The sequence below is a fragment of the Arthrobacter sp. D1-29 genome, from assembly GCF_054130585.1.
In genome coordinates, this window is sequence record NZ_CP096383.1 from 605486 (window position 1) to 629230 (window position 23745).

Consider the following 23745-nt stretch of genomic DNA (forward strand, 5'->3'; position numbering starts at 1 on the left):
CCGCTGGTAAGGGCTAGTAGCGGGCGGCGTAGGGATAGAGCTGCATGCCAGCCATCCGGCTGAGCTGGGTCATGGCGATTCCTTCGTCCGGATTCAGGGCCTGCACCACCTGGCCGTTTCCCAGGTAAATCGCCACGTGATAGAAGTTCGGCGCCGAGCCCCACACCAACAGGTCACCTCGCTGGGCCTGCGAGATGGGTACATGCACCGGGGCTGAGGCATACTGCTGCGCCGCGGTACGGGGGAGGTATTTGCCGGCTGCGGAGAATGCGGTCTGCACCAGGCCGGAGCAGTCAAAGCCATACGGCCCGGTCCCGCCCCATTGGTAGAAGTAGGGTGCCCCCACCTTGGTCATGGCCACGGAGATGGCGGTCTCGTTGGAGCCTCCGGGCGACGGCGCAGGTGCAACGGGAGCAGGAACCACAGGTGCGGGAGCTGCCGGAACGGCGGGAGCTGGAACTGCAGGAGCCGGAGCAGCGGGAGGCGGAGCAGCGGGAACCGGCGCAGCGGGGCCAGGGACCGCAGGCGCCGGAGCTGCCGGTGCTGGAGCGGCCAGTGCGGGAGCAGCCGGTGCCGGCGCTACAGCCACTGGACCAGCCGCCCGCCCGGCGGCCGCCGCTGCTGCTGCGGCCTGGTCCGCTGCTGCAGTCAGTGCGGCCAGCCTGGCCTCATCCCGCTGCCGGTCCAGGGCATGAACGCGCGCAGATTCCAAGGCAACCGTGGTGTTCCTCAGCTGTGCCAGCTGATCCACCAGGACGGCCCGCTGTGCCGTGGCCTCCACCAATGCCTTCACCTGGGCGGCGTTTGCCTGTTCAGCCTCCTCCTTGCGGATTTCCGCGTTCCTTGCTGCATCTTCGGCCGCCCGGTTGGCATCGTCGGCGGCAGCAGTCAGTGACTGAAAGGTGGCCGCGGCAGTTTCAGCTGACTGGAAGGCGCGGCTGCGGCTGGCTGAAAGGGCTTCCAGCGTGGCAGCCTGCTGCAGGACGTCCCCGCCCGCCATGAAGGTGCTCAGAGCCGGGTTCATGCCGCCGTTGCGGTAAAGATCGCCGGCAAGCTGCCCCACCTCCTTGCGCGTTTTGTCCTGCTCGCGCTGTGCTGCCTGGGCTCTCTCCGTGGCAGCAACAGCAGCCGACTGCCGGGACTGCTGCTCAACCAAGGCGTCGCCATAGGAGTTATTTGCCTGCAGTGACAACGCGAAAGTGACCTGCTGGGCTGTGGCTGCGTCCGACAGGATGCGCTCGATGGCCGCCACCTGATCCGCCGTCGCGCTTTCACTGGCTTTGGCAGCCGCGATGTCCTCGGGGCTGGGAATCTCCGGCGCGGTCGGAAGCTGGACGGCGGGTGCCTGTGGCAGGGGAGCGGCTTGGGCTGGCAGTGCGAGAGTTCCCAGAAGCACGACGGCGGCGCACAATACGGCGGCCTTCCGGCCCGGTGCGGTCAAACCCATGTCAAAACCTCGCAGCACAGTAAGGCTGGGGATCGAGGCCTGGATGCGGCACAAAGGTGCCCCGCTGCTCATCGCCAGCAGTCCGCGGCTACGTGACAGGATGCACTTTGGCAACAACTGTCACATCAATAACATTAACAACTGAAGGTCGAATTGCTGGTTATTTATCTCGGCGTGTCGGCCACATTTGAGGCGCGTATATGGGCAGGACAGCCCATAACGGAACTCCCTTCGGGCCCCGTAACATAAGGGAACGACAACACTGACAGGGGGAGCTAGTGGAGCCGACGTGGGGCATTGAGGGCGCGGATTTTCTTGGGTGGTATCTCGGCATCGGTCTGTTGCTGGCTGCCACTATTGTTCTGGTCCGGCTGTTCACCGGCGGTCTGATACCCCTTCGGCCAAAGGTTGACCCCCATACCCTCGTGCCGCTTGATCTGGCCTACCTTAGCGGCGGCCCGTTCCACGCCGTGGCAATCAGCCACTGGGTATGGACGGATCACAAGGCAGGGCGCCATGGCGAGGAAGCGGAGTTCCTTCGAGCCAACCGGCTGGACCCTTTGCTGCAGGCGGTTGCCGGACCCGTGCTGAATTCCACTGCCTCCGTCAGGGAGTGCCTGCTGGATCCGGCTGTTTCGTTCCAGCTCAAGTCCCGGCACCAACAGCTTGCCGGGCGGGGACTGCTGCGCAGCCGCGGGGTTATGGGTTTTCTGCGGGTCCTGAAATGGGTTGCCATCGGGTTCCTGGCGCTGGGTGTTGCCCGGATCGTCGCGGGGATGATCAACGGCAGGGACACCGCGTATCTGATGGGTGCCGTCATTGCGGGCGTTGTCCTGCTGTTTATGCTGGCCGTCAAGGTCCCCACCATCACCCATCCAGGAATCAAGGCGCTGCGCGAACTACGGCGCGAGAACCAGGACCTCCGGCCCGGCAGGAAAGCAGGCTACCACGGAGTTCGTCCCGCCCGGGTGGCACTTGGGGCGGTGCTCTTTGGCACAGCCGGGTTATGGATTGCGGCGCCGGCCTATGCCTCGGCCATGGGGATCCCCGCCGCAGGCACAGCCGCCGGGGGTGGAATGTACTACGGCGATTCCGGCTCATCCTCCGCGTCCTCCTCCTCGTCCGGAAGCTCCTCGTGCAGCAGCGGCGGTGGGTGCGGCGGCGGCGGTTGTGGTGGTTGAGGCAGGCGTGCTTCAGCCGGGCCTGGGCATCGGTTGGCGTTCCAGCCTGGCGGAGTCCATTGGCCGCCTGAACGGCCTGTCCTTCGTTGAGGTTGTGGCCGAGAACCTGCATGATCACGGTTCCGGCATAGACGTCCCTCCAGACCTCCAGCAGCTGGTCGACGGCGGCAGCATCGCCGTCGCGCATGGAATCTCACTCTCCCTGGGCTCGGCCGCAGAGGTGGACCAGTCCCGCCTGGCGCATTTGCGCCGGGTGGGGGAGGCAATCCGGGCGCCCCTGGTCAGCGAACACATTGCGTTCGTGCGGGCCGGGAGTTCTGCCCCGCCGGGTTCCCCGCATGCGGACATGCTTGAGGCCGGCCATCTGCTTCCGGTGCCACGGAGCCGTGACTCGCTGTTGGTGCTGACGGCCAACACCCGGCAGGCTGTGCACGGGCTGGAGGTTCCGCTGGCTCTGGAACCCATCGCGGCGCTGGCCGAGTGGCCGGACAACACCATGACAGAGGGCCAGTTCCTGACCGAGCTGCTGGAACGGACAGACGCTTTGCTGGTGCTCGACGTCGCCAATGTCTATGCCAATGCAGTGAACCATGGCCGCGACCCGCTTGCGGCGCTGCTTGAGTTCCCGCTTGAGCGCATCGCCTACTGCCACATCGCGGGAGGAACGGTGATGGACGGTCTCTACCACGACACCCATCAGGACCCGGTCCCGCGGGAGGTCCTGGAACTCGCGGGCGAACTCCTTAAATCGACAGGACCCGTGCCGCTGATGCTTGAACGTGACGGCAAGTTCCCTCCGGAACCGGTATTTTTTGCCGAGCTGGACGCCATCGCCGACGCCGCCGGCCTGCCACGTGTCACGCCCGATGCAACGGCAGGGCAACGCCCCGAATGAGTGCAGGAACAGGCTGGCCCACGGATCCGGATGGCGGGGACTCCGGAAGCCGGGACAGTGCTGGCGAGCCGGGACTCGCCGCTGCGCGTTGGCGCCTTGCCGCCAGCCAGCGGGAGCTGGTTGAGGCACTGGTGGCGAATGGGCCGGTGCCGGAAGGCTTCGACCCGCTGCAGGTGGCGGCGGTCCGGCGTGGCCTGGAACGCAAGAGGCTAGGCGGTATTGGCTACCACTTTCCAGCCCTGGCGGCTGCGATCCGGGCAAACCCCGGCTTGATGGAGTTGTTTGGCAGCTGGCACTGTGCCAATCATCCGGGCGAAGGTCCCGAACCTGGCTATTACGCCGACGGGGTGAGGCTGATCGGCTTCCTGGAGGGCATCGGCAGGCTGCCCGGCGACGCCACCCGGGAGGTACTCATGCTGCGGATCGGGACAAGTCCGGGGCCTGAGGGTCAGCGGATCCCGGCGCGGTGGGCGGGGCTGCGCCGTGCCCGCGTTGACGGCAAGACGTGGTGGGTGGCCGGAAGCCATCGCCGCTGGGTGTGGCTGCGAGGCCCACGCTGACTGTAAAGCGCTGAGGTGAAGCGCTGACGGTGATGTTCAGGCCATCGGCTCAGCTGGTTAGGCGTGCTGGTGCGCCTCGTGTTCAAGGTGGCTGGCAGGCTCAAGCTGGAACGTGCAGTGCTCGGTGTCGAAGTGGGAGCCAAGGCAGGTGATGAGTTTGTCCAGCACCTGGTCGGCGCCGCGGGCAGTGAGCACCCCATCCTCAAGAACCACGTGGGCGGAGAACACCGGTACCCCTGAGGTGATGGTCCAGATGTGGATGTCGTGAACGTCCACCACTCCCTCAACGGACAGGATGTGCTCGCGGATCATCTGAACCTCCACGCCCTTGGGGCTCGCTTCGAGCAGGACATCCACCACATCGCGGAGCAGGCTCCAGGCCCGCGGCAGGATCATCAGGGCAATGAGTACGGAGGCAATGGTGTCAGCGGCGTGGTAACCCGTGGTCAGGATCACCACTGCGGCCACGATGACAGCCAAGGATCCCAGCAGGTCGCCCAGGACTTCGAGGTAGGCTCCCCGGACGTTCAGGCTGTCCTGGTGGGCACCCCGCAGGATCAGCAGGGACACCAGATTTGCCACCGCTCCCAGGATGGCAGCCCCCAGCATAATGTCTGTTTGTACTTCGGGAGCAGATCCGAAACGCCGGATTGCCTCGGTAAAGATGATCACTGAGATCACGATCAGGATCAGGGCGTTGGCCAGCGCCGCCAGGACCTCGGCCCGCTGATAGCCGTACGTTCTCAGGTCGCTGGCAGGACGGCCCGCAATCCACGACGCCAGGAGGGCTATGGTCACGCCCGCGGCGTCGGACAGCATGTGGCCTGCGTCAGCCAGGAGGGCCAGGGAGCCGGAGAGCGCCGCCCCTGCCACCTGGACCAGGACCACAGCCAGTGTGATGGCCAAAACGGCTACAAGGCGCTTGCGGTGCCGGCCCGTGGCCGTGATCCCATGCGTATGGCTGTGGTCGTGTCCCATGCCTCTAAGGCTAGTCCCAGATGGGCCGGCTCACCGTGAGGTAAGCGGGGACTGGCCCGCTCAGGTTAGTCCCAGCCCAGCTCGTGCAGCCGTTCGTCACCAATGCCGAAGTGGTGCGCGATCTCATGAACCACCGTCACGGCCACCTCTTCGATCACCTCGTCACGGGATCCGCAGATCTCCAGGATGGGTTGGCGGAAGATGGTGATGCGGTCCGGGAGCGAACCCGCGTCCCACCACGAGTCACGTTCAGTCAGCGGCACGCCCTCGTAGAGTCCGAGCAGGACGGTGTCCGGATCTTCGCCGGGCCGGGGCACGTAGTCGTCCTCGATGAAGACCGCCACGTTGTTCATGGCGCTCGCAATCTTGGCGGGAATCCGGTTGAGGGCATCGCTGACGGCGGATTCGAACTCGTCGTCGGACATGTCAAAAGGTCCGGAATCCGGTGGACCATCCGGAACGATGGGGAGTCCGGGCGGCAGGTTGGCGGGCATATTCTGACTTTAGCGGGAAAGCCGGAACTTCCCTGCCGCCGAGGTCCCAGGAAAACAGGCGGCCGCAGTCAGGACACGGAGGGTGTGCGGGATCTGCGCCGGGTGAGGCCAACGCCCACCAGGCAGACCACGCCTCCCACCAGGCCCCAGATGGTGGGGATCTCGCTGAGTACCAGCCACGAGATCAGGATGGTTGCGCCCGGCACCAGGTACGTGGTGGCGGCCATTTTTCCGGCGTCGATCAAGGACAACGCGTAGGCCCAGGTGGTGAAGGCGATCGCAGTGGGGAAAACACCCAGATACACAAGCCCCAATGTTGCCGGCAGCGGGGCCGCCTGGAGCTCGGACACCAGTTGCCCGGTGAAGGGCAGGCAGCACAGGGCGCCCATCACGATCCCAAACCAGGTGGCCTGGCCCGCCGGGAACTTCCGCAGCACGGGCTTCTGGATGATCACGCTGACGGAGGCGAGAACAGCGGCAAGGAGGCAGAGCAGCACGCCGGCAACATACGACGTCGAACTTTGCCCCGCCCCGGGAGCTGCGCCTGATCCGAGCGCGATCAGCGCCACTCCACCGAAGGCCACCAGGCTGCCAATAATCAGCCAGCGGGGGAAGCCTTCCTTGAGGAAAAATCCTGCCAGAACGGCGATGAGGATGGGGGAGACGTTGATCAGCATGGCACTTGTCCCGGCGTCCAGGAGGTGTTCGGCGGCGTTCAGCGCAACGTTGTAGCCGCCGAACCACATCACGCCATAGGCCACGATGGGCCACCATTCCCCGCCCTGCGGCAGGACCCGGCTCTTCAGCAGCTGTGGAAGCACCAGGACACCAAGCACGATGGCGGCAACCGCCAGCCTGCCCAGCGTCAGGGGGCCAGGGGAAAAGTCGGGGCCGATGGCCCGGATACCCACAAAAGCTGATGCCCAGAGGACCACAGTTACCACGACGGCCGCCACGCCAAGAGCGTTGACCGGGTTGCCTGCAGGGAGGGGGGCCGAGGACCGTGGAGTGCGTGTTCGGGTGGAAGCCATGCTGTCAATCTAGCGCTGCGCCGACGCGGACAGCTGGCGGAAATCGGCCACGTCTAGTCGAGTTTCTGCCAATGTTCTTGAGGGTGGCCAACGGCCCTGCTCCGGCAGCCAGTGGCGATGCCGTAGCAGAGTTTCCTAGCCCCGGGACCACTCGAGGAGCCGCTCCAGGGGCCAGGTGGTCACGATGCGCTCTGCCGGCACGTTGTTCAGTTCGGCACGCGCCGCTCCGTACTGGAGGAAATCCAGCTGCCCCGGGGCATGGGCATCGCTGTCGATGGAAAACAGGCAGCCGGCGTCGAGGGCCAACTGGATCAACTCGTCCGGCGGGTCCTGCCGCTCCGGGCGGGAGTTGATCTCCACGGCCACGTTGTTTTCTGCGCAGGCGGCGAAGACCTTCCTGGCATCGAACTCAGAAGGCGGCCGCAGTCCGCGCGATCCCTCCACCAGCCGGCCGGTGCAGTGGCCCAGGACGTTGGTGTGCGGGTCCTGGATGCCTTTGAGCATTCGCCTGGTCATGGTGGCGCGGTCGGAACGGAGCTTGGAGTGGACACTTGCCACCACAACATCCAGCCGGTCCAGCAGCTCCGGAGCCTGGTCCAGTTCGCCGGTTTCCAGAATGTCCACCTCGATCCCCGTCAGGAGACGGAAGTTGTTGTCGGCCGCGGCGCCGCTGGCTGTGGCCCCACTGCCTTTGGCGCCGTCCGAGTTGATGGCGGCGACGACGTCGAGCTGTTCCATGAGGCGCTCCGCGCTGAGGCCGTTAGCGATCTTGAGATTGGGCGAGTGGTCGGTGAGCGCCAGGTACTCCCGGCCCAGGATGCGGGCTGCCTCAGCCATGGCGGCAATGGGGGAGCCGCCGTCGGACCAGTCACTGTGCGTGTGCAGATCGCCGCGAAGGGTCCGCAGGAGCTCTCCACCGCCTTCCGCAAGCGCGCCGGTTCCGCGCTGCCGGAGGTCCTGGAGGTAATCAGGGACCTCCCCGTCCACTGCCTGGCGGATGACCTGATACGTCCGGTCCCCGATGCCCTTCATGCTTTTGAGCCGCCCATCCCGTGCCCTGGCCGCGAGCTCCTCCGGCTCCAGGGCGGCAATGGCGGCGGCCGCTTTGCGGAACGCCTGCACCTTGAAGGTGGCAGCCCGTCCACGTTCCAGCCAGAACGCAATCTCATTCAGTGCGGCAACGGCATCCATCTGTCCATCTTCGCCGCTGACTGCTGCTTTGTTCACGTAGCGGGAAGCCGATTTTGGATAATTCCCACCAAGGCCCTATAGTTTTAGAGTCCAGTTCGGAGGAACAGCAAAGGACAAAGACTGAGAGCCTCGGCTTGAAGCCTTTTTATTTTGCTCCGAACGGGTTCTGGCCCCCATCGTCTAGCGGCCTAGGACACCGCCCTTTCACGGCGGCGGCACGGGTTCGAATCCCGTTGGGGGTACGCAAGGAGCTGGTCAGGCCGGATGTGAAAGTCTGGTAGGCTGGAAGCCTTGAAAAAAGCGGTAGAGATACCGCGGAAGCAAGAAAAGCAAGGCCCTGTAGCGCAGTTGGTTAGCGCGCCGCCCTGTCACGGCGGAGGTCGCGGGTTCAAGTCCCGTCAGGGTCGCTCTGATTGCCGGAAGCAATTCCGGCCGTCATGGTGACTAGTCACCTAGGCTCTGTAGCTCAGTTGGTAGAGCGTTCGACTGAAAATCGAAAGGTCACCGGATCGACGCCGGTCGGAGCCACCAGCTAGAACCCCGCAGTCCCCACTGTTTAGGCAGGGACGGCGGGGTTCTTTCGTTTCTTGATGAAGCTGGGTAGTCAGCCTGGGTCAGGCGAAAACAGGAACTTTCTAAGGCTGTCCTCCGGTATTGCCGAGGTAGCCGTATGTGTTGCTGACTGCAGTACACCGTGCTGGGACGATGCGCGCTGGTACGCGCCTCTCCGTCGAACGGCCGACTTACGGGCGGACCTACCTGATCTTCGCGATGTCATTCTCTGCCACGTATGGGATGACCGACGTGGTTCAGCTAAGGAACTGCACGATCTACTTGAAGCCGAAGGGGTGTCGGTCTGGTTCAGCGAGAGGGACATTGCCCTTGGGGAGCCCTTCCTGCGAGAAATCGACCCTTGGGGAGCCCTTCCTGCGAGAAATCGACAGGGGCCTGGCGAAGTCGCCTAGTGGGTCTTGTTCTCGTCACGCCTGCGTTGCTGAAACGCGTCAACAGCCGCGGGGTCTCTGACAAGGAGCTTTCGGCACTCCTTGCAGTTCGCCGTGCCGTTCGGGCGTCTGCACCGAGCCCTCAAACGTCAAGGCCGGCGGCCATGCCTGCCCCGCCATCCATCGCGACGGCGGCTTGCAGTTCCGTGTTTGCGGTGAAGCGGCGTTAGTTTCGCCAACGCCTGGGGTCGCAGAGCAGGTGGTAGCCGTTCGCAATCAGGATGGGTTCCATCGGCTTGCCGCATCCATCACACGTAGCCACACGAATGTCACATGACTCCAGTCGCAGAGTGTGTCGACGTACGCGGTGTTCTGGGCCGTGCGTGGTCAGTGGGCTCCGCTGGCGCGAAGGATCATTGCGTCATATGCCCGGTCGGTGAGGATGCTGCGGGTGAAGAGGAGGGGGTTGGCGCCGAACCCGACGGCATAGCGCGTCTTGGGGCGGCGTGCGGTGGCCGCTTTGACGAGGGTTCTGGCCACGAGCTCCGGGGGCGACGACTGCCTGGGGTTCTGAGCCCGGGCTGTCTTCGCCACCTTCGCGGCGTTGTCTGCGTACGCGCCTTTGCCGGACGTTTCGATGAGGTTGTCGGCGACGATGCCGTTAAATTCGGTGCGGATCGAGCCGGGTTCGATGATGACGACGTTGATGCCGAAAGGTTTTGTTTCCAGGCGGAGGCAGTCGCTGAAGGATTCGAGCGCGAACTTGGTGGCGTGGTACCAGGCGCCGAACGGGGTGTAGATTTTTCCACCCATGGAGGTGATGTTGATGATGGTGCCGCTCTTGTGGGATCGCATCGACGGGAGCACGAGCTGGACCAGTCGAGCGGCGCCGAACACATTCACCTCGAACTGGCGGCGCGCTTCCTCCAGGGGAACGTCTTCTACGGCGCCGTAGGACCCGTAGCCGGCGTTGTTGACGAGAACGTCGATCCGGCCAGTTTCGGTAAGGATCTGGCGGACACCGTCGCTGATCGATTCGTCGTCGGTGATGTCCATGGCGATGGTCTTGATGCCGTGAGCGCGCAGGTCATTCATGCGGTCGGTGCGTCGGGCGACGCCGTAGACCAGGAATCCGGCTTCGTGCAGCTGGATGGCGAATGCGTGGCCCATTCCCGAGGATGCCCCGGTGACGAGTGCGACCTTTTGGGTGGTGGTGGTGGTGGTGGTCATGGTCTGATCCTTCGGCTAAGTTGAACAGTAGTTCGAGTTTTATCTTGAACCATTGTTCGAGTAATTGCAAGTGGGACGATCAGCCATGGCAGGATTAATTCCGTGACTCAACCACCAGTAAAGCCGTTGCGCGCTGACGCGCGGCGCAATCGCACGAAAATCCTGGAGGCTGCCCGAGCGCAGATCACCCTCCACGGTCCCGACGTCGGCATGGACGAGATCGCTGCTGCTGCGGGCGTTGCTGTCGGCACTCTTTACAGTCACTTCCCCACCAAGGTGCATCTCGTCGCGTCGGTTGTACGCGAGTTCATAGCGGAGATGGCGGATCGTAGCGAGACCGCAGCGGCGGCCGTGCGCGATGGCAGTCCCGCATACACCGAGCTCACTGCGCTCCTACGGGACATCGTCATCGCAACCGCGACCAATCAAGCCGCGAAAGCCGCCGCAGCCGCTCTCGACGCCGACGAGGGCGATGCATCAGACCTGCAACGAGCCGGCGCCGCCCTGCAGTCGATCATCAATCAAGCCCGCGTAGACCGCACCGTCCGCTCCGACCTGTCAATCGAGGACTTATATCTCCTCGTCAGCAACATCCCCGCCGGCCAACCCACCGACGCCCTCGACCGATGGATCGATCTCCTCCTTCACGGAATCGCGGCCCGAAGAGCCGAGGCGACATCCACGCCCTGAAGCGGATCGATTCTGGCTCGCCCAAATTGATCTGGGTGCGTAACTGGGGACCCACCACTGGCAGCCGCCCGCATTCTGAGGCGACACCATTTTGCTATGCGAGGCATGGCTGAATAGCGTCAGTCTCGCGAGCGAATCCGTCGCGAGGATGAATCGAAGCGTCTGGAAGCCGCTCTCGGGTTGGACATCCACTGCATCAGGGACCACCTACCCCATGGAGCAGGAATTATGGCCCCGATTTACTCGAAAGGGCTGCGCTCGTCCATTCTTCCGGCCGATATTCTTGAGATTCGACGTCCTGGACGGAGCGGGACAGCAGGCAGAATTCATTTCCTTCGGGATCACTGAGTACTACCCAACTAACGTCCGGGCCCTGGCCGACGTTTGTGCGCCGCGCGCCGAGGGCGATCAGACGCTCGAGCTCTTCGGCGGTGGACAGGCCGTCAGCCCGCAGGTCGAAGTCCAGCCGGTTCTTGACGGTCTTGCCCTCGGGAACCGCGACAACATCAATGGCCGGCCGGCTCCCATCCTCGGGCGCGATGCTGATGACGCCGTTATCCTCATCGACGACATGCCAGCCGAGGACTGCGCACCAAAAGTCCGCCACCACCTGCAGACGGACCGCATCGATGGCAATGACAGCTAATTGACTCGGCATGACACCAAGATAACCGCTAGCGCTTTCGTACTGGCAGCCGTAGTCACCGGAGCGACGGCGGGTCGGCGGCCCTGTGGAACACGTAGACCTCGACGTAATCGCCGTTGAGCACGAATCGGGTGAGACCCCGGGCATCGAACCACACCACCTCCGCGACGGTCTCGAGGCCTTTGGGGGAACACCCTTCGGTGCCGTTCCTCTCGCGAATCGAATAGTCGGCCACGAGCAGACAGACCATGCCGTAGCGAGACTCTCCGCTCCAGACACGGAACTCGTTGAAGTTCTCGTATTGCCGCAGCTCATTGGCGTTGAGACCCAACGCGTCGAGAGTGCCGAGGTTGTCTTGCGGCTCATCGATGTCCGCGCCGACCGACTTCAATTCGAGCCTGAAGTCCGCTGCGGGCACGGCGGCCATACGGTGCTGCGACTCTGGGACGACAGTGGGCTCATCAGCACGCAGCTGCGACAGCCACGCGACGTGAACCGTGATCAGGGCGAGGGCGGCGGTGGCGCCGCCGAAGATCATCAACCAGCGGCGGCGGCGCCACCACGGTGCTGCGGGGGCTCCGTCGACAGTCTGCGGGACCGACGTCGAAGTTGAGCGCGGCCCTTCGACCGGCTCAGCGACCGGGACGCTTTTCGGGACCGGGTCGGGGACGCTCGGGGTGGGATCGATGACGGGAGTCAGCTGTCGGTGTTGGGCGGCCTCCAGTTCGGAAAGCCGAGTTTGAGCCGCCGCATCCCCCGTGATGTCGCCATCCCGTCCGTACGCGCGTCGCCGCAGGCGCTCCAACTCGATGGCTTCCACGCCCTCGACCGACCCCAGCGGGTCATCCATGCCCTAATTGTCCACCCGGGCTCCACCGGCGGCTAGAGGCGTGACCCGTACTCTGTTTAATGGGGGCTTTTGCTGATTGAAGACGAACCAGCGTTAGGGAAGACGGTAGATTTATTGGTGACTCCAAACTAACTCCTTATCTGTTCTGGTCTCCGGGGAACTGGCCTACGGCTAGCCCGGTTAGTACGAATATCAGGCCGAGAAGGACCGGGCCCTGGGCTACCTGGCCGTCCCGCTCGTGCTTAAAGGACAATCCGCACCACAGGAGGATCCCTGGGCGACACTGGCGACCAGCAGCGCCGGCGGCTGGGGCAACGGCACGGACTCTGAACCCCGTTCTAACCCCCAAGTTGTCCGAGCTGGCAGATAAGCTGCCCCGACAACGCCCCATCCGACCGGCACCACGACAGGACCAGAAAATGCCTGAGCAGCTGCCAACTTTCGATGACGTCCGCTGCGATTGGCGTCCTGGCACCCGAGCCACCTAGGAGCAGGCAGAGGCCCTGCGTGAGGCACGTTGGGACACAGTGATAGCCGGATCTCGGCAAGCCGCCGCGCCCCCGTACCCAAAGGACGTCCCCCGCCCACTGGAAACTGTGGCCATATGACGACTTTGGCTCCTTTCGTCAGCATCCTCGCCGTGGCGCTGGCGCTGAGTGGTTGCAATGTCTCAATAGAGGATGAGGCGCGGGCAGGCATCCGGAAGGTAGCTGCCGGTGCTCTCGATAGGTTCGAACAGGCCATCGATCGGGCGGGAAGCGCTGAGAAGCTTGAGCAGATCCTCCTCAGGGAGTTGCCCACACTGTATGCCTTCGCGTGGGACGACGACATGGAGCCGGTGGCCGACGTCTACCACATCTATTACGCCAGCCGTGGAAGCGGATTGTTTGCCGAGGATTACCAGGTCAAGGCGTGCGTGAGGTACTCGGTAGAGGCTGGCGAGCGACAGATGAAGTCCGTCGATTTGGCCTACTGGGCGGACGCGCGGGCGCCTCAGTCCTGCGGCTGGTTCCCGGAGTGGGAGCCCACAGGACTGATGAGGTAGGACCGTCCGGCGGCGGCGGTCCAGGAGAGACCTGTCCGGCCCGCAATGGCCGGCCGTCGGGAGGCTGGGACCTGGCCGCCATCGTCGTCGAGCACCGTTAAATCCTGGCCATGAGGCACTTCGATCCAGACCTCATTGTCCCAGGACGGTCGGACCGACGCGTGGAGGAGCGCACCCTCTGCCCATTCGACGTCAACGGTGTGACCACCTCTGGCCCTGATTCCGGAAACGCGCCCGGCAGTCCAGGCGGTCGGTACGGTTTTGAGCAGGCTGATGGGACCTTCGTGGCTCTGCACCAACAATTCGGCGAGTCCGGCGATTGCACCCAGGTTCCCGTCGATCTGAAAGATGTTCCCGCCCGGCCAATCAGCACTGGGGTGCAGGTCCAGCAAGGATTCTGAGCTGAGATGGTGCACCAGTGTAGAGATGGACCTTTCCGCAAGCTGCCGGTCCCTGAGCCGCGCCGCCAGGCACAGCACCCAGGCCTGGCTCCAGCCTGTGTGGCCACTGCCGTGAGCGAGCCTGGTGTCCAGCGCCCGGCGTACCGCCGCGAAGTCTTCCGGCGTTCCTGCTTCCGTGATGCGGGTTCCGGGACAGAGACCGTACAGGTGCGACAAATGACGGTGTCCAGGTTCAACCGGCTCTAGTGATTCGTCGCCCCATTCGAGGATCGCGCCGTCAGCGCCTGTGCGGACTGGAAGGATTCGCGGAAGGGCCAGCCGTGCCCTGTCCACTATGGCAATGTCTGCGGCTGAACACGTTTCTGCCAGGGACAGATAGTGGCTAAGGAGTTCATGGACAAGTTCCTGGTCCATGGCACTTCCGGAGGTGACGCTGGCGGTGGCGCCACCGGTATGGAAGAGGTTTTCAGGTGACGTGGAGGGGCTGAAGGCGAGGCCGCCGGCGCCGTTGTCCTGAAGCATTTCGAGGGCGAACACCACGATCGGCTCCAGGGCAGCAATGGTGGCTTTATCAGCCACCGGGCTGGCATCGGCAAAGTCGGTCCGGTCCCAGAGGTGGGCGGCAAGCCACATCAGCCCGGAGGGCCAGTTGGCCCACTGCGGTTCACCGGAAACCGGGGCGGTGAACCTCCAGATGTCGGTGTTGTGATGCACCACGCTGCCCTTCACGCCGTAAAAGGCGCGTGCCGTTTCTGCGCCCTTTTTTGCAAGGTCGCGGGTCAATGCCAGCAGCGGCTGGTGAAGATCCTGGAGCGCCGTGACCTCCGCGCCCCAGTAGTTCATCTGGGCATTGATGTTCGTTGTGTAATTTGCACTCCAGCCTGGGCGGACATCCGCGTTCCAGATCCCCTGAAGGTTTGCCGGCGCAGTGCCGGGGCGTGAGCTTGAAATCAGGAGGTATCGGCCGAAATGGAAGTACAGCTCGGCGCTGGATGCCTCGGCGGCTCCCACGCCGCCGGATGCCGTGAGATCAAGGTCGATGCGGTTGAAGTAGCTCTGATAGTCCGTAGTGTGCCGCCGCCGGAGATCCTCGGTGGTTCGCACCTGTGCTCCGCGGACCCTTCCCTCTGCACGCCGGAGGAGGGATGCGACGTCGGCGCTTGGACGTTGGTCATATCCCCGGAATCCGGTCTCAGTGGCGGCGATCAGCCGCAACGTGCCGTCGTCGGTCCTTTCCACGGATGCGACGAGGGCAAACCCCATCCCCGCATCAACCAATCCTTGATCATCCGGTTCGTCGTCCGCGTAAACGACAGGGGCGGGATCCTGGACGTAGTTGGGCAATACGCTTGCCGGCGCCCTGCCCGAAACGAACAGGAACTCGGTGCCATTTTCAACCCGCCGCTCCACCCGGGCATGTGGATGCGGGCCGTCGAAATCGAGCGAACCAAGAATTGACCCGGCATCTGGCCCTGTCGCCGTGGAAACAAGAACGCCATCCGGCGCGGAGACGAAGGAGTCCAAACGGACCCACCCGCCGCCAGTCTCATATTCCGTGGTGGCAATTGCCTCGGACACGTCCAGGAAGCGCCGATACTCCCCGGTCCTTTCTTTCCCGTAGGTCCAGAGCAGTCCGCCGACGGGCTGATAGGACTGCGTCCACGAATTTCCCTGCAACGCCACGGCAGCCGCGTCTGCGCCGAGATGGTCGCCGCGCTGAATGGCCTCGCGGACGGCGGCAAGACGTTCCGCCCCTCCGTCGATCGAAGGTTCAGGAAGTGGACCACCGGACCATAACGTATCGGCGTTCAACTCAAAGCGCTCCCGGGCCGGGGTGCCGTATACGGCTGCCCCGGTCGAACCATTGCCCAGGAGGAAAGAGTTGATGAACAGAGTTGCGGGCCTGTTAAGGAGGACGCGGTGTCGCACGGACATGCTGTTGGATCCTTGCTCGGGAGAGAGGTGCGCTGCGGATGAAGGGGGTCAGGATCGGCCTGGCCACCCCCGTTCCACCCAACAGCCTCAACAAAAACTACAACGATGCAGATCCGGTGTCCACACCATTCGGGAAAGTTCCTACATCGATCAATACATCCGATGATTACGTCCCCTGCTTCTTTAGTTGCTGATAGGAGCCGCCTCTTGTCGCATCTCGGTGGCACTGCCTATGGAACGTTCACAGAATTCATTTGACCTTTGAGGGTTTCGGCCCTTGTACTCACTCCAGCCACCGGCTACCTTGGTTCACTGTCTCGTCCCTTCAGAATCCAAGGTGGAGTAACCCAGTGACATTGATGGCCCCGCCGCAGAGCGACCGGCAACACAACATCGAATGGGCCCACCCTGGACTGCACCTGCGGTTTGAGTGCGGCGAAGACCACCCTGTCCGCCTCATTCACTGGGCGACCGGACCGGACACCCCGTCGGTGGCCGCCCCGACGGCGATCGTGGACGTGAGCACCGCAGGGGAGCACCGCGCCCGCCACAATCAGAGCCTCCTGCTGTGGGGGGCAGGGCCGCGGCTCCGCTACACCGGTCACGAAACGCTCGGCGACGAGCTGCGGATCCGCCAGCACCATCCTGAGAGCGGCCTCGAAGTGACCAGCGTCTTCCGGGCGGCGGGGCCCGGAGTCCAGCTCCGGCACACCGTGCGCAACGGGACCGAGGATGAAGTCATGCTCCTCTCGGTCAGCTCCGGGCTCGTGTCCGTCCCGGAGGGGGCACACGACCTGCTGTGGGGCGAAAGCGAATGGCTCGCCGAAGGGCGCTGGCAGCAGCGTCCGGTCTCGGAGCTGCTGCCGAATGTCAACCCCGATTTCCACAACCGGCGCAGTCGCGGAAACTTTGCGGTGACCAGCCACGGGTCCTTCTCGAGTGGCGAGTTCCTGCCGACCGGGGTCCTCGCGATCGACGGCGGGCCTTCCATCGCATGGCAGGTCGAGACCAGCGCGGGCTGGCACTGGGAGGCGACGCAGAACGAAGGCATGGTCACCATCGGCGTGTACGGCTCGACCGACCTGTACCACCAGTTCGCCGAGCGCCTGGCCCCCGGGGAGGAGTTCACCACGGTGCCCGCCGGGTTCTGCATCGCGGACGGCGGACGGGACGCTGTCTTTGCGGCGCTCACCGATTATCGGCGCGCGATCCGCGAACTGCGCCCGGTCGACGCGGGGCTTCCGGTGGTCTACAACGACTTCATGAATACGCTCATGGGCGGTCCCTCGACGGAGAAGGAGCTGCCGCTCATCGCGGCGGCAGCGAAAGCGGGCGCGGAATACTTCTGCATCGACGCCGGGTGGTTCGGCGGCGGCAACTGGTGGACGGACGCGGGCGACTGGCACGAGACTCCCGGGCTGTTCACCGGCGGCCTGATCTCGGTCATCGACACGATCCGCGCCCACGGGATGCGCCCGGGGATCTGGCTCGAACCCGAAGCAGTCGGCGAGAATGCGGCGCTGGCGCAGCAGCTGCCCGAGGAGGCATTCTTCCGCCGGTTCGGCCAGCGGGTCAGCGAGACCGGGCATTTCCAGCTTGACTTCCGGCATCCGGCGGCGCGCGCCCATCTGGATGAGGCAGTGGACCGGCTTGTTGCCGAGTTCGGGATTACGTTCTTCAAGCTCGACTACAACGTGAATTCGGGCGTCGGGACCGACGTGGACTCCGACGGGCCCGGGGCCGGGCTCCTGGGGCATACCCGGGCCTTCCGCGAATGGCTGAGCGACGCCCAGGCGCGGCACCCGGAAGTGCTGTTCGAGAGCTGCTCCTCGGGCGGGATGCGGATGGACTACAACCTGCTGTCCGTGGCGCACCTGCAGTCCACCAGCGACCAGGAGGACTTCCGGCTGTACGCGTCGATCGCCGCCGCCGCACCCGCCAGCGTCCTCCCCGAGCAGGCAGGAAACTGGGCCTATCCGGCGGCGTCGATGAACATGGAGGAGACGGCGTTCGCCATGACAGCGGGCGTCATCGGCCGGCTCTACCTGTCCGGTTTCCTGGGCGGGCTCAGCGACGAACAGTTCGCGCTGGTAGGCGAAGCCGTTGCGCTCCACAAAGACTGGCGCCACCGCATCGCCGGGGCGCATCCGGTGTGGCCGTTGGGGCTCCCCGGCTGGGATGACGACGTCATCGCGCTGCAACTGAACACCGGTTCCGAGTCGTTGCTGGCGCTATGGTCGCGCGGTGAGGCTAGGGAGATCACGCTGCCAGGGCTGCGCGGGCGGACCATGGAGCAGGTCTATCCGGTCGCTTTGCCGGAGTGGACCCTCCGCGCGGCTGAGGGACTACCGGTCATCGAGGTGCCCGCCGGTCCGGCCGCAAGGATCTTCGCGGTACGGTGACGGGCTGACGACGTCGGCCATTTCACGAATGCGGGCAAGTATTGTTTACGTCCTGAACAGAAAGAGTGATCCAGACCGATGACTTCCAGCCGTGAGTATGCGGGGTACCTCTACGTCCATTTCAAACGCGAAGCAGCGGACGGTGAGCAGGTCTATTTCGCCCTGAGCGAGGGGAACCACCCGCTTCACTTCCACGACCTCAACGGCGGCAAGCCGGTCCTGCACTCGGCTTTGGGTGAATGCGGCGTCCGCGACCCGCACATCGTCCGTTCCCCTGACGGCGAGCGCTTTTACATGGTGGCCACGGACCTGTGCCTCTACGCGAACCTTGACTGGGACCGGCATCAGCGCTGGGGCAGCCGTTTCATCATGATCTGGGAGTCGACGGATCTGGTGGACTGGGGAGAGGGCCGCCTCGTCGAGGTCGCACCGCCCGAAGCAGGTAACACGTGGGCGCCGGAGTCGGTCTGGGATCCCGGGCAGGACGCCTTCCTCGTGCACTGGTCATCGAAGCTCTATGACAACGCTGAACACGAAGGTGAGAGCTATAACCGGATCATGTACGCCACCACGCGCGACTTCCGGGAGTTCTCCAAGCCGCGCGTCTGGATCGATCGGGGTTGGCCTACCATCGACACCACCGTAATCGGCCACGACGGCCTGTACTACCGCTTCCTCAAGGACGAGCGCACCCGCAGCGGGGAGGCGCCCAACGGCAAATCAGTCTTCAGTGAGACCGCCGATTCCCTGACGGCGGCAGGCTGGAAGCCGCTGACTGAAGGTATCGGCCTCGACGGGATCAGCAGGGGCGAGGGACCCTTGGTGTACAAGTCGAACACCGAGGACAAGTGGTTCCTATGGTTGGACGAGTTCACGCCGGAACGCCGTTACGTTCCCTTCGAGACGACTGACCTGGCCGGCGGCCAGTGGACTCCCTGCAAGGACGTCCGGCTGCCGGAGGATCCCTGTCACGGTGTGGTGCTGCCGGTGACGGCCGAAGAGTACGCGCGGCTCAGCGCCGCGTGGGGAGACCGGGTTCGCAGCAGCGTGTCGCAGGGCTCACTGGGGAGGTAGCGGTACCGCCCGATCGGGCGTCTCCGGTGTCCGCAGTCCGCTGTAGGCTGTACCGACACCGGCAACGAATATGAGGACGGCGAGATAGACCGGGCCCAGGTGCTCAAGCGTCGCCAGGCCCCATGGGTAGTGTGCGGGGACGGAAATGGCGAGCCCGACAACCGGGACGATAATCGCCGTGGCGAAGGCCCACCGTTCTCCTCGTCGCACGCCGTACCAGGACAGGCCAACGATGGCCAGTCCGGTGGCCGCAATGAAGCCGCTGATGGCAAGGTGGAGATGGCTGATGTAGTGATACAGCTGTGGGCTGAACTCCTCCACATCAGCCTTCCCCTTGTCCACTTGATCGGGGCCGATGCCCAACTCGAGGAAGATGCCCGTGAAGTTGAGCACCAGGAAGACTGCCGCGTAGCCCACGAAGGCGAGCCCGGCCAGCGTCATGAGGGCGGCACCCGTGCGGAGGCGGCGGGACTGTTTCCCGTGGAGAGCTTGTACAGGAGACATGGCCACCGCACCTTTCCAACACAACGGGCTACCTGAATAGGAAGCCGTCTACTTCAAGCCTGAACCTAGCCTTGTCCGCAGAACAGGGCCTTGAAGGCTCGGATTCGCCAACAAGCCTAGGAACCGTGCCAGGCGGCCAAGTAAAAAGCAGCCCAAGGCGTTGACAGGAATCAACTAACGCGCGTAACCTAAATCACAACGCCGCTGGTAACGCGCGTTAGTAACTCAGACTAGGCCGGTCTCCCGACTGGCTCCAAGGCAGAATTCCGGAGCATTCAATGGCGAACAGCAACGCACGCGCACAGGCTGTGGGTGGGGGCGCGGCCGCACCGTCGGCTTCGGGAACCCCCGCGCAACGCGGCGTCACCATGGCGGATGTTGCCAAGCATGCCGGAGTGTCCCGCACCGCCGTCTCGTTCGTCCTGAGCAACCGCGGGGACACCAGCATTTCGCAGGAAACCAAGCACCGCATTCTCGAAGCCGTCCAGACCCTGGGATACCGGCCCAACGCCGGGGCCCGGGCCCTGGCCTCGCAACGGAGTGACTGGTACGGAATCGTCACGGAGATCGTCACGGCACCGTTCGCCGTCGACATCATCAAGGGCGCACAGGACCAGGCCTGGCTGGACCGCAAGTTCCTGCTCATCGCCCCGTCAGACCAGGCCGACGCCGTAGGACCAAACCAGGGCCTGGAAGATGCCGCCGTGGAAAAGCTGCTGGAACAAAGGGTGGAAGGACTTCTGTACGCGGCCACCTTCCACCGGCCCGTACACGTTCCGAAAAGCACCCACGAGGTGCCCACCGTCCTGATCAACTGCTTCGACGCGGACGGGAAGCTGCCCTCGATCGTCCCGGACGAACGCGGGGGCGGCCGGGTCGCCGTCGAACGCCTGCTCCAGGCCGGACACAAGCGGATCGGTGTCATCAACCTGGATCCGAACATCCCCGCCGCCGTCGGGCGCCTGGAAGGATGCCGCGAGGCACTCGCCGGTGCCGGCCTGGAACTGGACCCTGAACTTGTAGTCTCGGGATACGCGACGGCGGACGGCGGCTACGAGGCAGCGTGCGAAATCCTCGACAGATTTCCGGCCGATGCAGGCAGGCCAACGGCACTGTTCTGCCTCAATGACCGGATGGCCATGGGCGCCTATGACGCCATCAAGGAACGTGGACTGGCCATCCCCCAAGACATCGCCGTGATCGGCTTCGACAACCAGGAACTCATTGCGGCCTACCTCAGGCCCAAACTGACAACGGTTGCGTTGCCCTTCCAGGAGATGGGTGCGCTGGGTGTCCAGACACTCGCAAGCCTTACAGCAGGACAGCCGATCACCGCACACCAGCAAATGGTCGACTGTCCGCTGCTAGAACGCTTTTCAGTCTGACGGCAAATCAACAACTGAAGAGCAACCCCAACCACACCTTCACCTTCAGCGATGAAGAGAGGAAAGAGATATCCATCATGACACAATCGCGATTCCTCAGGTCTGCCCGCATCACCGCGGCCAGCCTGGCAGTAGGTGCCCTACTGCTCACCGGCTGCTCGGCCAACCAGGGCGGCCAGTCCAACGCCGGCGGTTCGGCTGAAAGCGCCCTCCTGACCATTCCGCGGGAGGACATGGGCACCTTCGTCAGGAACTTCAACCCGTTTGCCCCCACCGTGGCCCCCATGACGCAACAGGCCATCTACGAATCCCTGTTGATCTACAACCCCGCCAAGGGTGAAACCACGCCGTGGCTTGCCAGCGAGTGGAAGGCTGCAGAGGACGGAAAGTCCGTCGTCTTCACGCTCCGTGAGGGCGTGAAATGGTCCGACGGCCAGCCCCTCGTTCCCGCTGACGTGGTGACCACCTTCGCGCTGCAGAAGAAGATCAAGGGCGGCTACGAGTACCTGGACACGGTTGCTGCCGAGGGCACGAACCAGGTGAAGTTCACGTTCAAGACTGCCTGGTCGCCGGCCCTGTTCGACCTGGGCCAGCTGAGTATCCTGCCCGACCACGTCTGGTCCAAGATCGCCGATCCTGAGAAGGACGCCAACGAAAAGCCCGTGGGCACCGGCCCCTACACCGAGGTGGACACCTTCCAGGCGCAGTCCTTTGTGCTGAAGAAGAACCCCAACTACTGGCAGCCGGAAAAGCAGAAGATCGCCGGCATCAAGATGCTCGCCTTCGCCGGAAACGACGGCGCCAACCTCGCCGCCGCCAACGGCGACGTGGACTGGGCTCCGCAGTACATGCCCAACATCGAAAAGACGTTCATCTCGAAGGACCCGGACCACCGCAGGTACTGGTTCCCGCCCACGGGTTCGATGATTAACTGGCAGCTGAACACCACCAAGGCCCCGTTTGATGACGCCAACGTCCGCAAGGCCCTCAGCATGGCGGTGGACCGTGAACAGGTCACCAAGATCGGCATGAGCGGCTACACCAAGCCCGCCGACTGCACGGGCCTGTCCGGGAACTATGAAACGTGGAAGAACAAAAAGGTCCAGGAGGATTGCGACTGGACCAAGCTGGACGTTGACGCGGCGAACAAGCTGCTCGACGAGGCCGGCTACGCCAAGGGCGCGGACGGCAAGCGTTCCTTCAAGGACGGAAAGCCCTTCGAATTCAAGATCTCCGTGGGCGCCGCTTCCTCTGACTGGCTCTCCGTGGCCAACGTGATCGCACAGAACCTTGCCGAGGTGGGCGTCACCGTCAAGGTGGATTCCCCGGACTGGGCCGCCGTGGTGGCCGGTTACGAGACGGGCGACTTCGACTCCGGCATCGTGTGGAGCGCCAACGACCCCAGCCCGTACAAGTACTTCGCGGGCCTGATGGGAACGTCCACGGTGAAGCCGGTGGGGGAGAAGGCCTTCGAGAACTACCACCGCTTCGGTGACCCGACGGCGGACGGCCTCCTCACCGAGTTCGCCGCCGCGGCAGACGAGGACACCCAGCACGCGGTCGCGGACAAACTCCAGGAGGAGTACAGCGCCGAGGCCCCGGTCATCCCGCTGTTCGCCGGCCCGGAATGGGGCGCCTACAACGACACCCGGTTCACGGGGTGGCCCACCGAGGACAACCCGTACGCCACGCTGTCAGTCCGGGCGCCCACCACTGTGCTGGTCCTGACGTCGCTGGAACCCCGCAAGTAATCCCCACCGCCACCCTGGCGGCGTGGGCCTAGCGCCCGCAACTCCCCGCGGGCCCGCGCTGCTGCTCAACGCAGCAGCGCGGGTCCGCCAGCCAAACTTTCCGCAATTCCCGAATGGAGGGAAACCGTGCGCTTTATCCTGCGCCGCCTGGGTTTCTACCTGATTGCCTTCTGGGTGTCCATCACTTTGAATTTCCTGCTCCCGCGCTTTATGCCCGGTGATCCCGTCTCCCGCATGTTCGCCCGCACGCAGGACCGGATGCAGCCCGAACAGATCGAGGCGCTCCGCAAGCTCCTCGGCGTGGACGACCGGCCCCTATGGGAGCAGTACATCGGTTACCTGCACAACATGCTCACCGGGCAGATGGGTGTCTCCATCTCCCGCTTCCCCACACCGGTGACAGAGGTGATTGCCTCCCAGGTGGGCTGGACGCTCCTGCTGGGCGGGACTGCACTGGTGATTGCCGCCGTCGTGGGCAACCTGCTGGGAATCCTGGCGGCGTGGCGGCGTGGAGGCGCCATCGACTCCGCCCTCCCGCCGATCCTGATTTTCATCGGATCCTTCCCCTACTTCTGGCTCGCCATGGGCGCCCTGTACCTGTTTGGCGTCACCCTGGGCTGGTTCCCCATCCGGCACGCCTTCAGCGACACCATCGAGCCCAGCTTCAGCTGGGAGTTTATGTCCGACGTCGGCATGCACCTGGTGCTGCCGGCCCTCACTATCGTGCTGGTCTCGGTGGGCGGCTGGATGCTGGGCATGCGGAACACCATGATCGCCACCAACGCCGAGGATTACATCACGATGGCAGAAGCAAAAGGCCTGCGGCCGGGGCGGATCATGTTCCGCTACGCCGCCCGCAACGCCATGCTGCCGTCGGTCACGAGCTTCGGCATGAGCCTGGGTTTTGTGGTGGGCGGCGCGCTCCTGACAGAGGTGGTGTTTGCCTACCCCGGGGTGGGCTACCAGCTCCTGAACGCCGTGCAGGGCCTGGACTATCCGCTGATGCAGGGCCTCTTCCTGACCATCACGGCCGCCGTGCTGCTGGCCAACTTCCTGGTGGACATCCTGTACGTCCGCCTCGATCCGCGTGTGCGCAGCAACTAGGAAGGAC

21 protein-coding genes and 3 tRNA genes are annotated in these 23745 nt (G+C 64.2%); 14 read left to right on the forward strand and 10 right to left on the reverse strand.

Annotation, left to right across the window (positions count from 1 at the left end; all coding sequences use genetic code 11):
- Positions 1-13: 13 nt before the first annotated feature.
- Positions 14-1447: an NlpC/P60 family protein gene (locus M1E17_RS02875; RefSeq protein ID WP_457965333.1), complete on the reverse strand. Its 1434-nt coding sequence runs from the start codon at positions 1445-1447 to the stop codon at positions 14-16.
- A 278-nt stretch (positions 1448-1725) separates the two neighbouring features.
- On the opposite strand from M1E17_RS02875, the gene M1E17_RS02880 reads away from it, so the two are divergent.
- The 3 genes from M1E17_RS02880 to M1E17_RS02890 are packed head-to-tail and all read left to right on the forward strand — an operon-like array spanning position 1726 to position 4083.
- On the forward strand, positions 1726-2628 hold the full coding sequence (locus M1E17_RS02880; protein WP_457965334.1) for a TIGR04222 domain-containing membrane protein: 903 nt from the start codon (positions 1726-1728) through the stop codon (positions 2626-2628).
- A complete protein-coding gene (locus M1E17_RS02885) occupies positions 2597-3523 on the forward strand; it encodes a DUF692 domain-containing protein (protein ID WP_457965335.1) in 927 nt (308 codons plus the stop codon). The genes M1E17_RS02880 and M1E17_RS02885 overlap by 32 nt, the downstream gene beginning before the upstream one ends.
- Positions 3520-4083, forward strand: a complete 564-nt coding sequence (locus M1E17_RS02890; protein ID WP_457965337.1) for a hypothetical protein — start codon at positions 3520-3522, stop codon at positions 4081-4083. Before M1E17_RS02885 ends, M1E17_RS02890 begins: the two co-directional genes overlap by 4 nt.
- A gap of 57 nt (positions 4084-4140) precedes the next feature.
- Here the strand turns inward: M1E17_RS02890 and M1E17_RS02895 are convergent, their stop codons facing one another.
- The 4 genes from M1E17_RS02895 to M1E17_RS02910 all read right to left on the reverse strand — a co-directional run bounded on the left by M1E17_RS02895 (position 4141) and on the right by M1E17_RS02910 (position 7777).
- Complete coding sequence (locus M1E17_RS02895; RefSeq protein ID WP_457965338.1) at positions 4141-5061, reverse strand: cation diffusion facilitator family transporter; 921 nt, start codon at positions 5059-5061, stop codon at positions 4141-4143.
- Between the two features lie 65 nt (positions 5062-5126).
- Entirely contained in the window at positions 5127-5555 is a 429-nt protein-coding gene (locus M1E17_RS02900) for a metallopeptidase family protein (RefSeq protein ID WP_457965339.1), read from the reverse strand.
- Between the two features lie 68 nt (positions 5556-5623).
- Positions 5624-6586 carry a DMT family transporter gene (locus tag M1E17_RS02905; protein ID WP_457965340.1) on the reverse strand — a complete coding sequence of 321 codons (963 nt, stop codon included), beginning with the start codon at positions 6584-6586 and terminating at the stop codon, positions 5624-5626.
- A gap of 135 nt (positions 6587-6721) precedes the next feature.
- Entirely contained in the window at positions 6722-7777 is a 1056-nt protein-coding gene (locus M1E17_RS02910; protein ID WP_457967961.1) for a PHP domain-containing protein, read from the reverse strand.
- A 169-nt stretch (positions 7778-7946) separates the two neighbouring features.
- Between M1E17_RS02910 and M1E17_RS02915 the strand changes: the two genes are divergently transcribed.
- The 4 genes from M1E17_RS02915 to M1E17_RS02930 all read left to right on the forward strand — a co-directional run bounded on the left by M1E17_RS02915 (position 7947) and on the right by M1E17_RS02930 (position 8742).
- Positions 7947-8019: transfer RNA gene (locus M1E17_RS02915), tRNA-Glu, on the forward strand.
- 91 nt (positions 8020-8110) lie between these two features.
- Positions 8111-8184 (forward strand) — tRNA-Asp (locus tag M1E17_RS02920).
- 48 nt (positions 8185-8232) lie between these two features.
- A tRNA-Phe gene (locus M1E17_RS02925) sits at positions 8233-8308 on the forward strand.
- A gap of 59 nt (positions 8309-8367) precedes the next feature.
- Complete coding sequence (locus M1E17_RS02930; protein ID WP_457965342.1) at positions 8368-8742, forward strand: TIR domain-containing protein; 375 nt, start codon at positions 8368-8370, stop codon at positions 8740-8742.
- Between the two features lie 366 nt (positions 8743-9108).
- Here M1E17_RS02930 and M1E17_RS02935 read toward each other — a convergent pair whose 3' ends face one another.
- Positions 9109-9951 (reverse strand): oxidoreductase, encoded by an 843-nt coding sequence (locus tag M1E17_RS02935; protein ID WP_457965344.1) that lies wholly within the window; start codon positions 9949-9951, stop codon positions 9109-9111.
- 102 nt (positions 9952-10053) lie between these two features.
- Between M1E17_RS02935 and M1E17_RS02940 the strand changes: the two genes are divergently transcribed.
- Positions 10054-10641: a TetR/AcrR family transcriptional regulator gene (locus tag M1E17_RS02940; protein WP_457965346.1), complete on the forward strand. Its 588-nt coding sequence runs from the start codon at positions 10054-10056 to the stop codon at positions 10639-10641.
- A gap of 226 nt (positions 10642-10867) precedes the next feature.
- Here M1E17_RS02940 and M1E17_RS02945 read toward each other — a convergent pair whose 3' ends face one another.
- A complete protein-coding gene (locus tag M1E17_RS02945; RefSeq protein ID WP_457965347.1) occupies positions 10868-11299 on the reverse strand; it encodes a VOC family protein in 432 nt (143 codons plus the stop codon).
- A gap of 43 nt (positions 11300-11342) precedes the next feature.
- Entirely contained in the window at positions 11343-12137 is a 795-nt protein-coding gene (locus tag M1E17_RS02950) for a hypothetical protein (protein ID WP_457965348.1), read from the reverse strand.
- A gap of 604 nt (positions 12138-12741) precedes the next feature.
- Between M1E17_RS02950 and M1E17_RS02955 the strand changes: the two genes are divergently transcribed.
- Positions 12742-13182 (forward strand): hypothetical protein, encoded by a 441-nt coding sequence (locus M1E17_RS02955; RefSeq protein WP_457965349.1) that lies wholly within the window; start codon positions 12742-12744, stop codon positions 13180-13182.
- Here M1E17_RS02955 and M1E17_RS02960 read toward each other — a convergent pair.
- Positions 13131-15518, reverse strand: a complete 2388-nt coding sequence (locus M1E17_RS02960) for a glycosyl hydrolase family 95 catalytic domain-containing protein (protein WP_457965351.1) — start codon at positions 15516-15518, stop codon at positions 13131-13133. The two genes, M1E17_RS02955 and M1E17_RS02960, sit on opposite strands and share 52 nt — an antisense overlap.
- Before the next feature lie 359 nt (positions 15519-15877).
- Here M1E17_RS02960 and M1E17_RS02965 point away from each other — a divergent pair, with 359 nt between their 5' ends.
- Entirely contained in the window at positions 15878-17920 is a 2043-nt protein-coding gene (locus tag M1E17_RS02965; protein ID WP_457967963.1) for a glycoside hydrolase family 36 protein, read from the forward strand.
- A 78-nt stretch (positions 17921-17998) separates the two neighbouring features.
- On the forward strand, positions 17999-18994 hold the full coding sequence (locus M1E17_RS02970) for a glycoside hydrolase family 43 protein (protein ID WP_457965352.1): 996 nt from the start codon (positions 17999-18001) through the stop codon (positions 18992-18994).
- On the opposite strand, the gene M1E17_RS02975 is transcribed toward M1E17_RS02970, so the two are convergent.
- Positions 18980-19498, reverse strand: coding sequence for a hypothetical protein (locus M1E17_RS02975; protein ID WP_457965353.1), 519 nt, complete (start codon positions 19496-19498; stop codon positions 18980-18982). The genes M1E17_RS02970 and M1E17_RS02975 overlap by 15 nt on opposite strands.
- 368 nt (positions 19499-19866) lie before the next feature.
- On the opposite strand from M1E17_RS02975, the gene M1E17_RS02980 reads away from it, so the two are divergent.
- From M1E17_RS02980 to M1E17_RS02990, 3 genes are all read left to right on the forward strand, one after another.
- Entirely contained in the window at positions 19867-20883 is a 1017-nt protein-coding gene (locus M1E17_RS02980) for a LacI family DNA-binding transcriptional regulator (protein WP_457967965.1), read from the forward strand.
- A 77-nt stretch (positions 20884-20960) separates the two neighbouring features.
- Positions 20961-22634: an ABC transporter substrate-binding protein gene (locus M1E17_RS02985; RefSeq protein ID WP_457965354.1), complete on the forward strand. Its 1674-nt coding sequence runs from the start codon at positions 20961-20963 to the stop codon at positions 22632-22634.
- Positions 22635-22760: 126 nt separating this feature from the next.
- A complete protein-coding gene (locus M1E17_RS02990) occupies positions 22761-23738 on the forward strand; it encodes an ABC transporter permease (RefSeq protein WP_267277567.1) in 978 nt (325 codons plus the stop codon).
- Positions 23739-23745: the final 7 nt, after the last annotated feature.

Coding starts and splice junctions, on each gene's coding strand:
- M1E17_RS02890 (WP_457965337.1), top strand. CDS start 3,520: ATGAGTGCAGGAACAGGCTGGCCCACGGATCCGGATGGCGGGGACTCC.
- M1E17_RS02910 (WP_457967961.1), bottom strand. CDS start 7,777: ATGGATGCCGTTGCCGCACTGAATGAGATTGCGTTCTGGCTGGAACGT.
- M1E17_RS02970 (WP_457965352.1), top strand. CDS start 17,999: ATGACTTCCAGCCGTGAGTATGCGGGGTACCTCTACGTCCATTTCAAA.
- M1E17_RS02935 (WP_457965344.1), bottom strand. CDS start 9,951: ATGACCACCACCACCACCACCACCCAAAAGGTCGCACTCGTCACCGGG.
- M1E17_RS02930 (WP_457965342.1), top strand. CDS start 8,368: ATGAAGCTGGGTAGTCAGCCTGGGTCAGGCGAAAACAGGAACTTTCTA.
- M1E17_RS02900 (WP_457965339.1), bottom strand. CDS start 5,555: ATGCCCGCCAACCTGCCGCCCGGACTCCCCATCGTTCCGGATGGTCCA.
- M1E17_RS02980 (WP_457967965.1), top strand. CDS start 19,867: ATGGCGGATGTTGCCAAGCATGCCGGAGTGTCCCGCACCGCCGTCTCG.
- M1E17_RS02945 (WP_457965347.1), bottom strand. CDS start 11,299: ATGCCGAGTCAATTAGCTGTCATTGCCATCGATGCGGTCCGTCTGCAG.
- M1E17_RS02960 (WP_457965351.1), bottom strand. CDS start 15,518: ATGTCCGTGCGACACCGCGTCCTCCTTAACAGGCCCGCAACTCTGTTC.
- M1E17_RS02965 (WP_457967963.1), top strand. CDS start 15,878: ATGGCCCCGCCGCAGAGCGACCGGCAACACAACATCGAATGGGCCCAC.
- M1E17_RS02950 (WP_457965348.1), bottom strand. CDS start 12,137: ATGGATGACCCGCTGGGGTCGGTCGAGGGCGTGGAAGCCATCGAGTTG.
- M1E17_RS02905 (WP_457965340.1), bottom strand. CDS start 6,586: ATGGCTTCCACCCGAACACGCACTCCACGGTCCTCGGCCCCCCTCCCT.
- M1E17_RS02875 (WP_457965333.1), bottom strand. CDS start 1,447: ATGGGTTTGACCGCACCGGGCCGGAAGGCCGCCGTATTGTGCGCCGCC.
- M1E17_RS02975 (WP_457965353.1), bottom strand. CDS start 19,498: ATGTCTCCTGTACAAGCTCTCCACGGGAAACAGTCCCGCCGCCTCCGC.
- M1E17_RS02895 (WP_457965338.1), bottom strand. CDS start 5,061: ATGGGACACGACCACAGCCATACGCATGGGATCACGGCCACGGGCCGG.
- M1E17_RS02985 (WP_457965354.1), top strand. CDS start 20,961: ATGACACAATCGCGATTCCTCAGGTCTGCCCGCATCACCGCGGCCAGC.
- M1E17_RS02955 (WP_457965349.1), top strand. CDS start 12,742: ATGACGACTTTGGCTCCTTTCGTCAGCATCCTCGCCGTGGCGCTGGCG.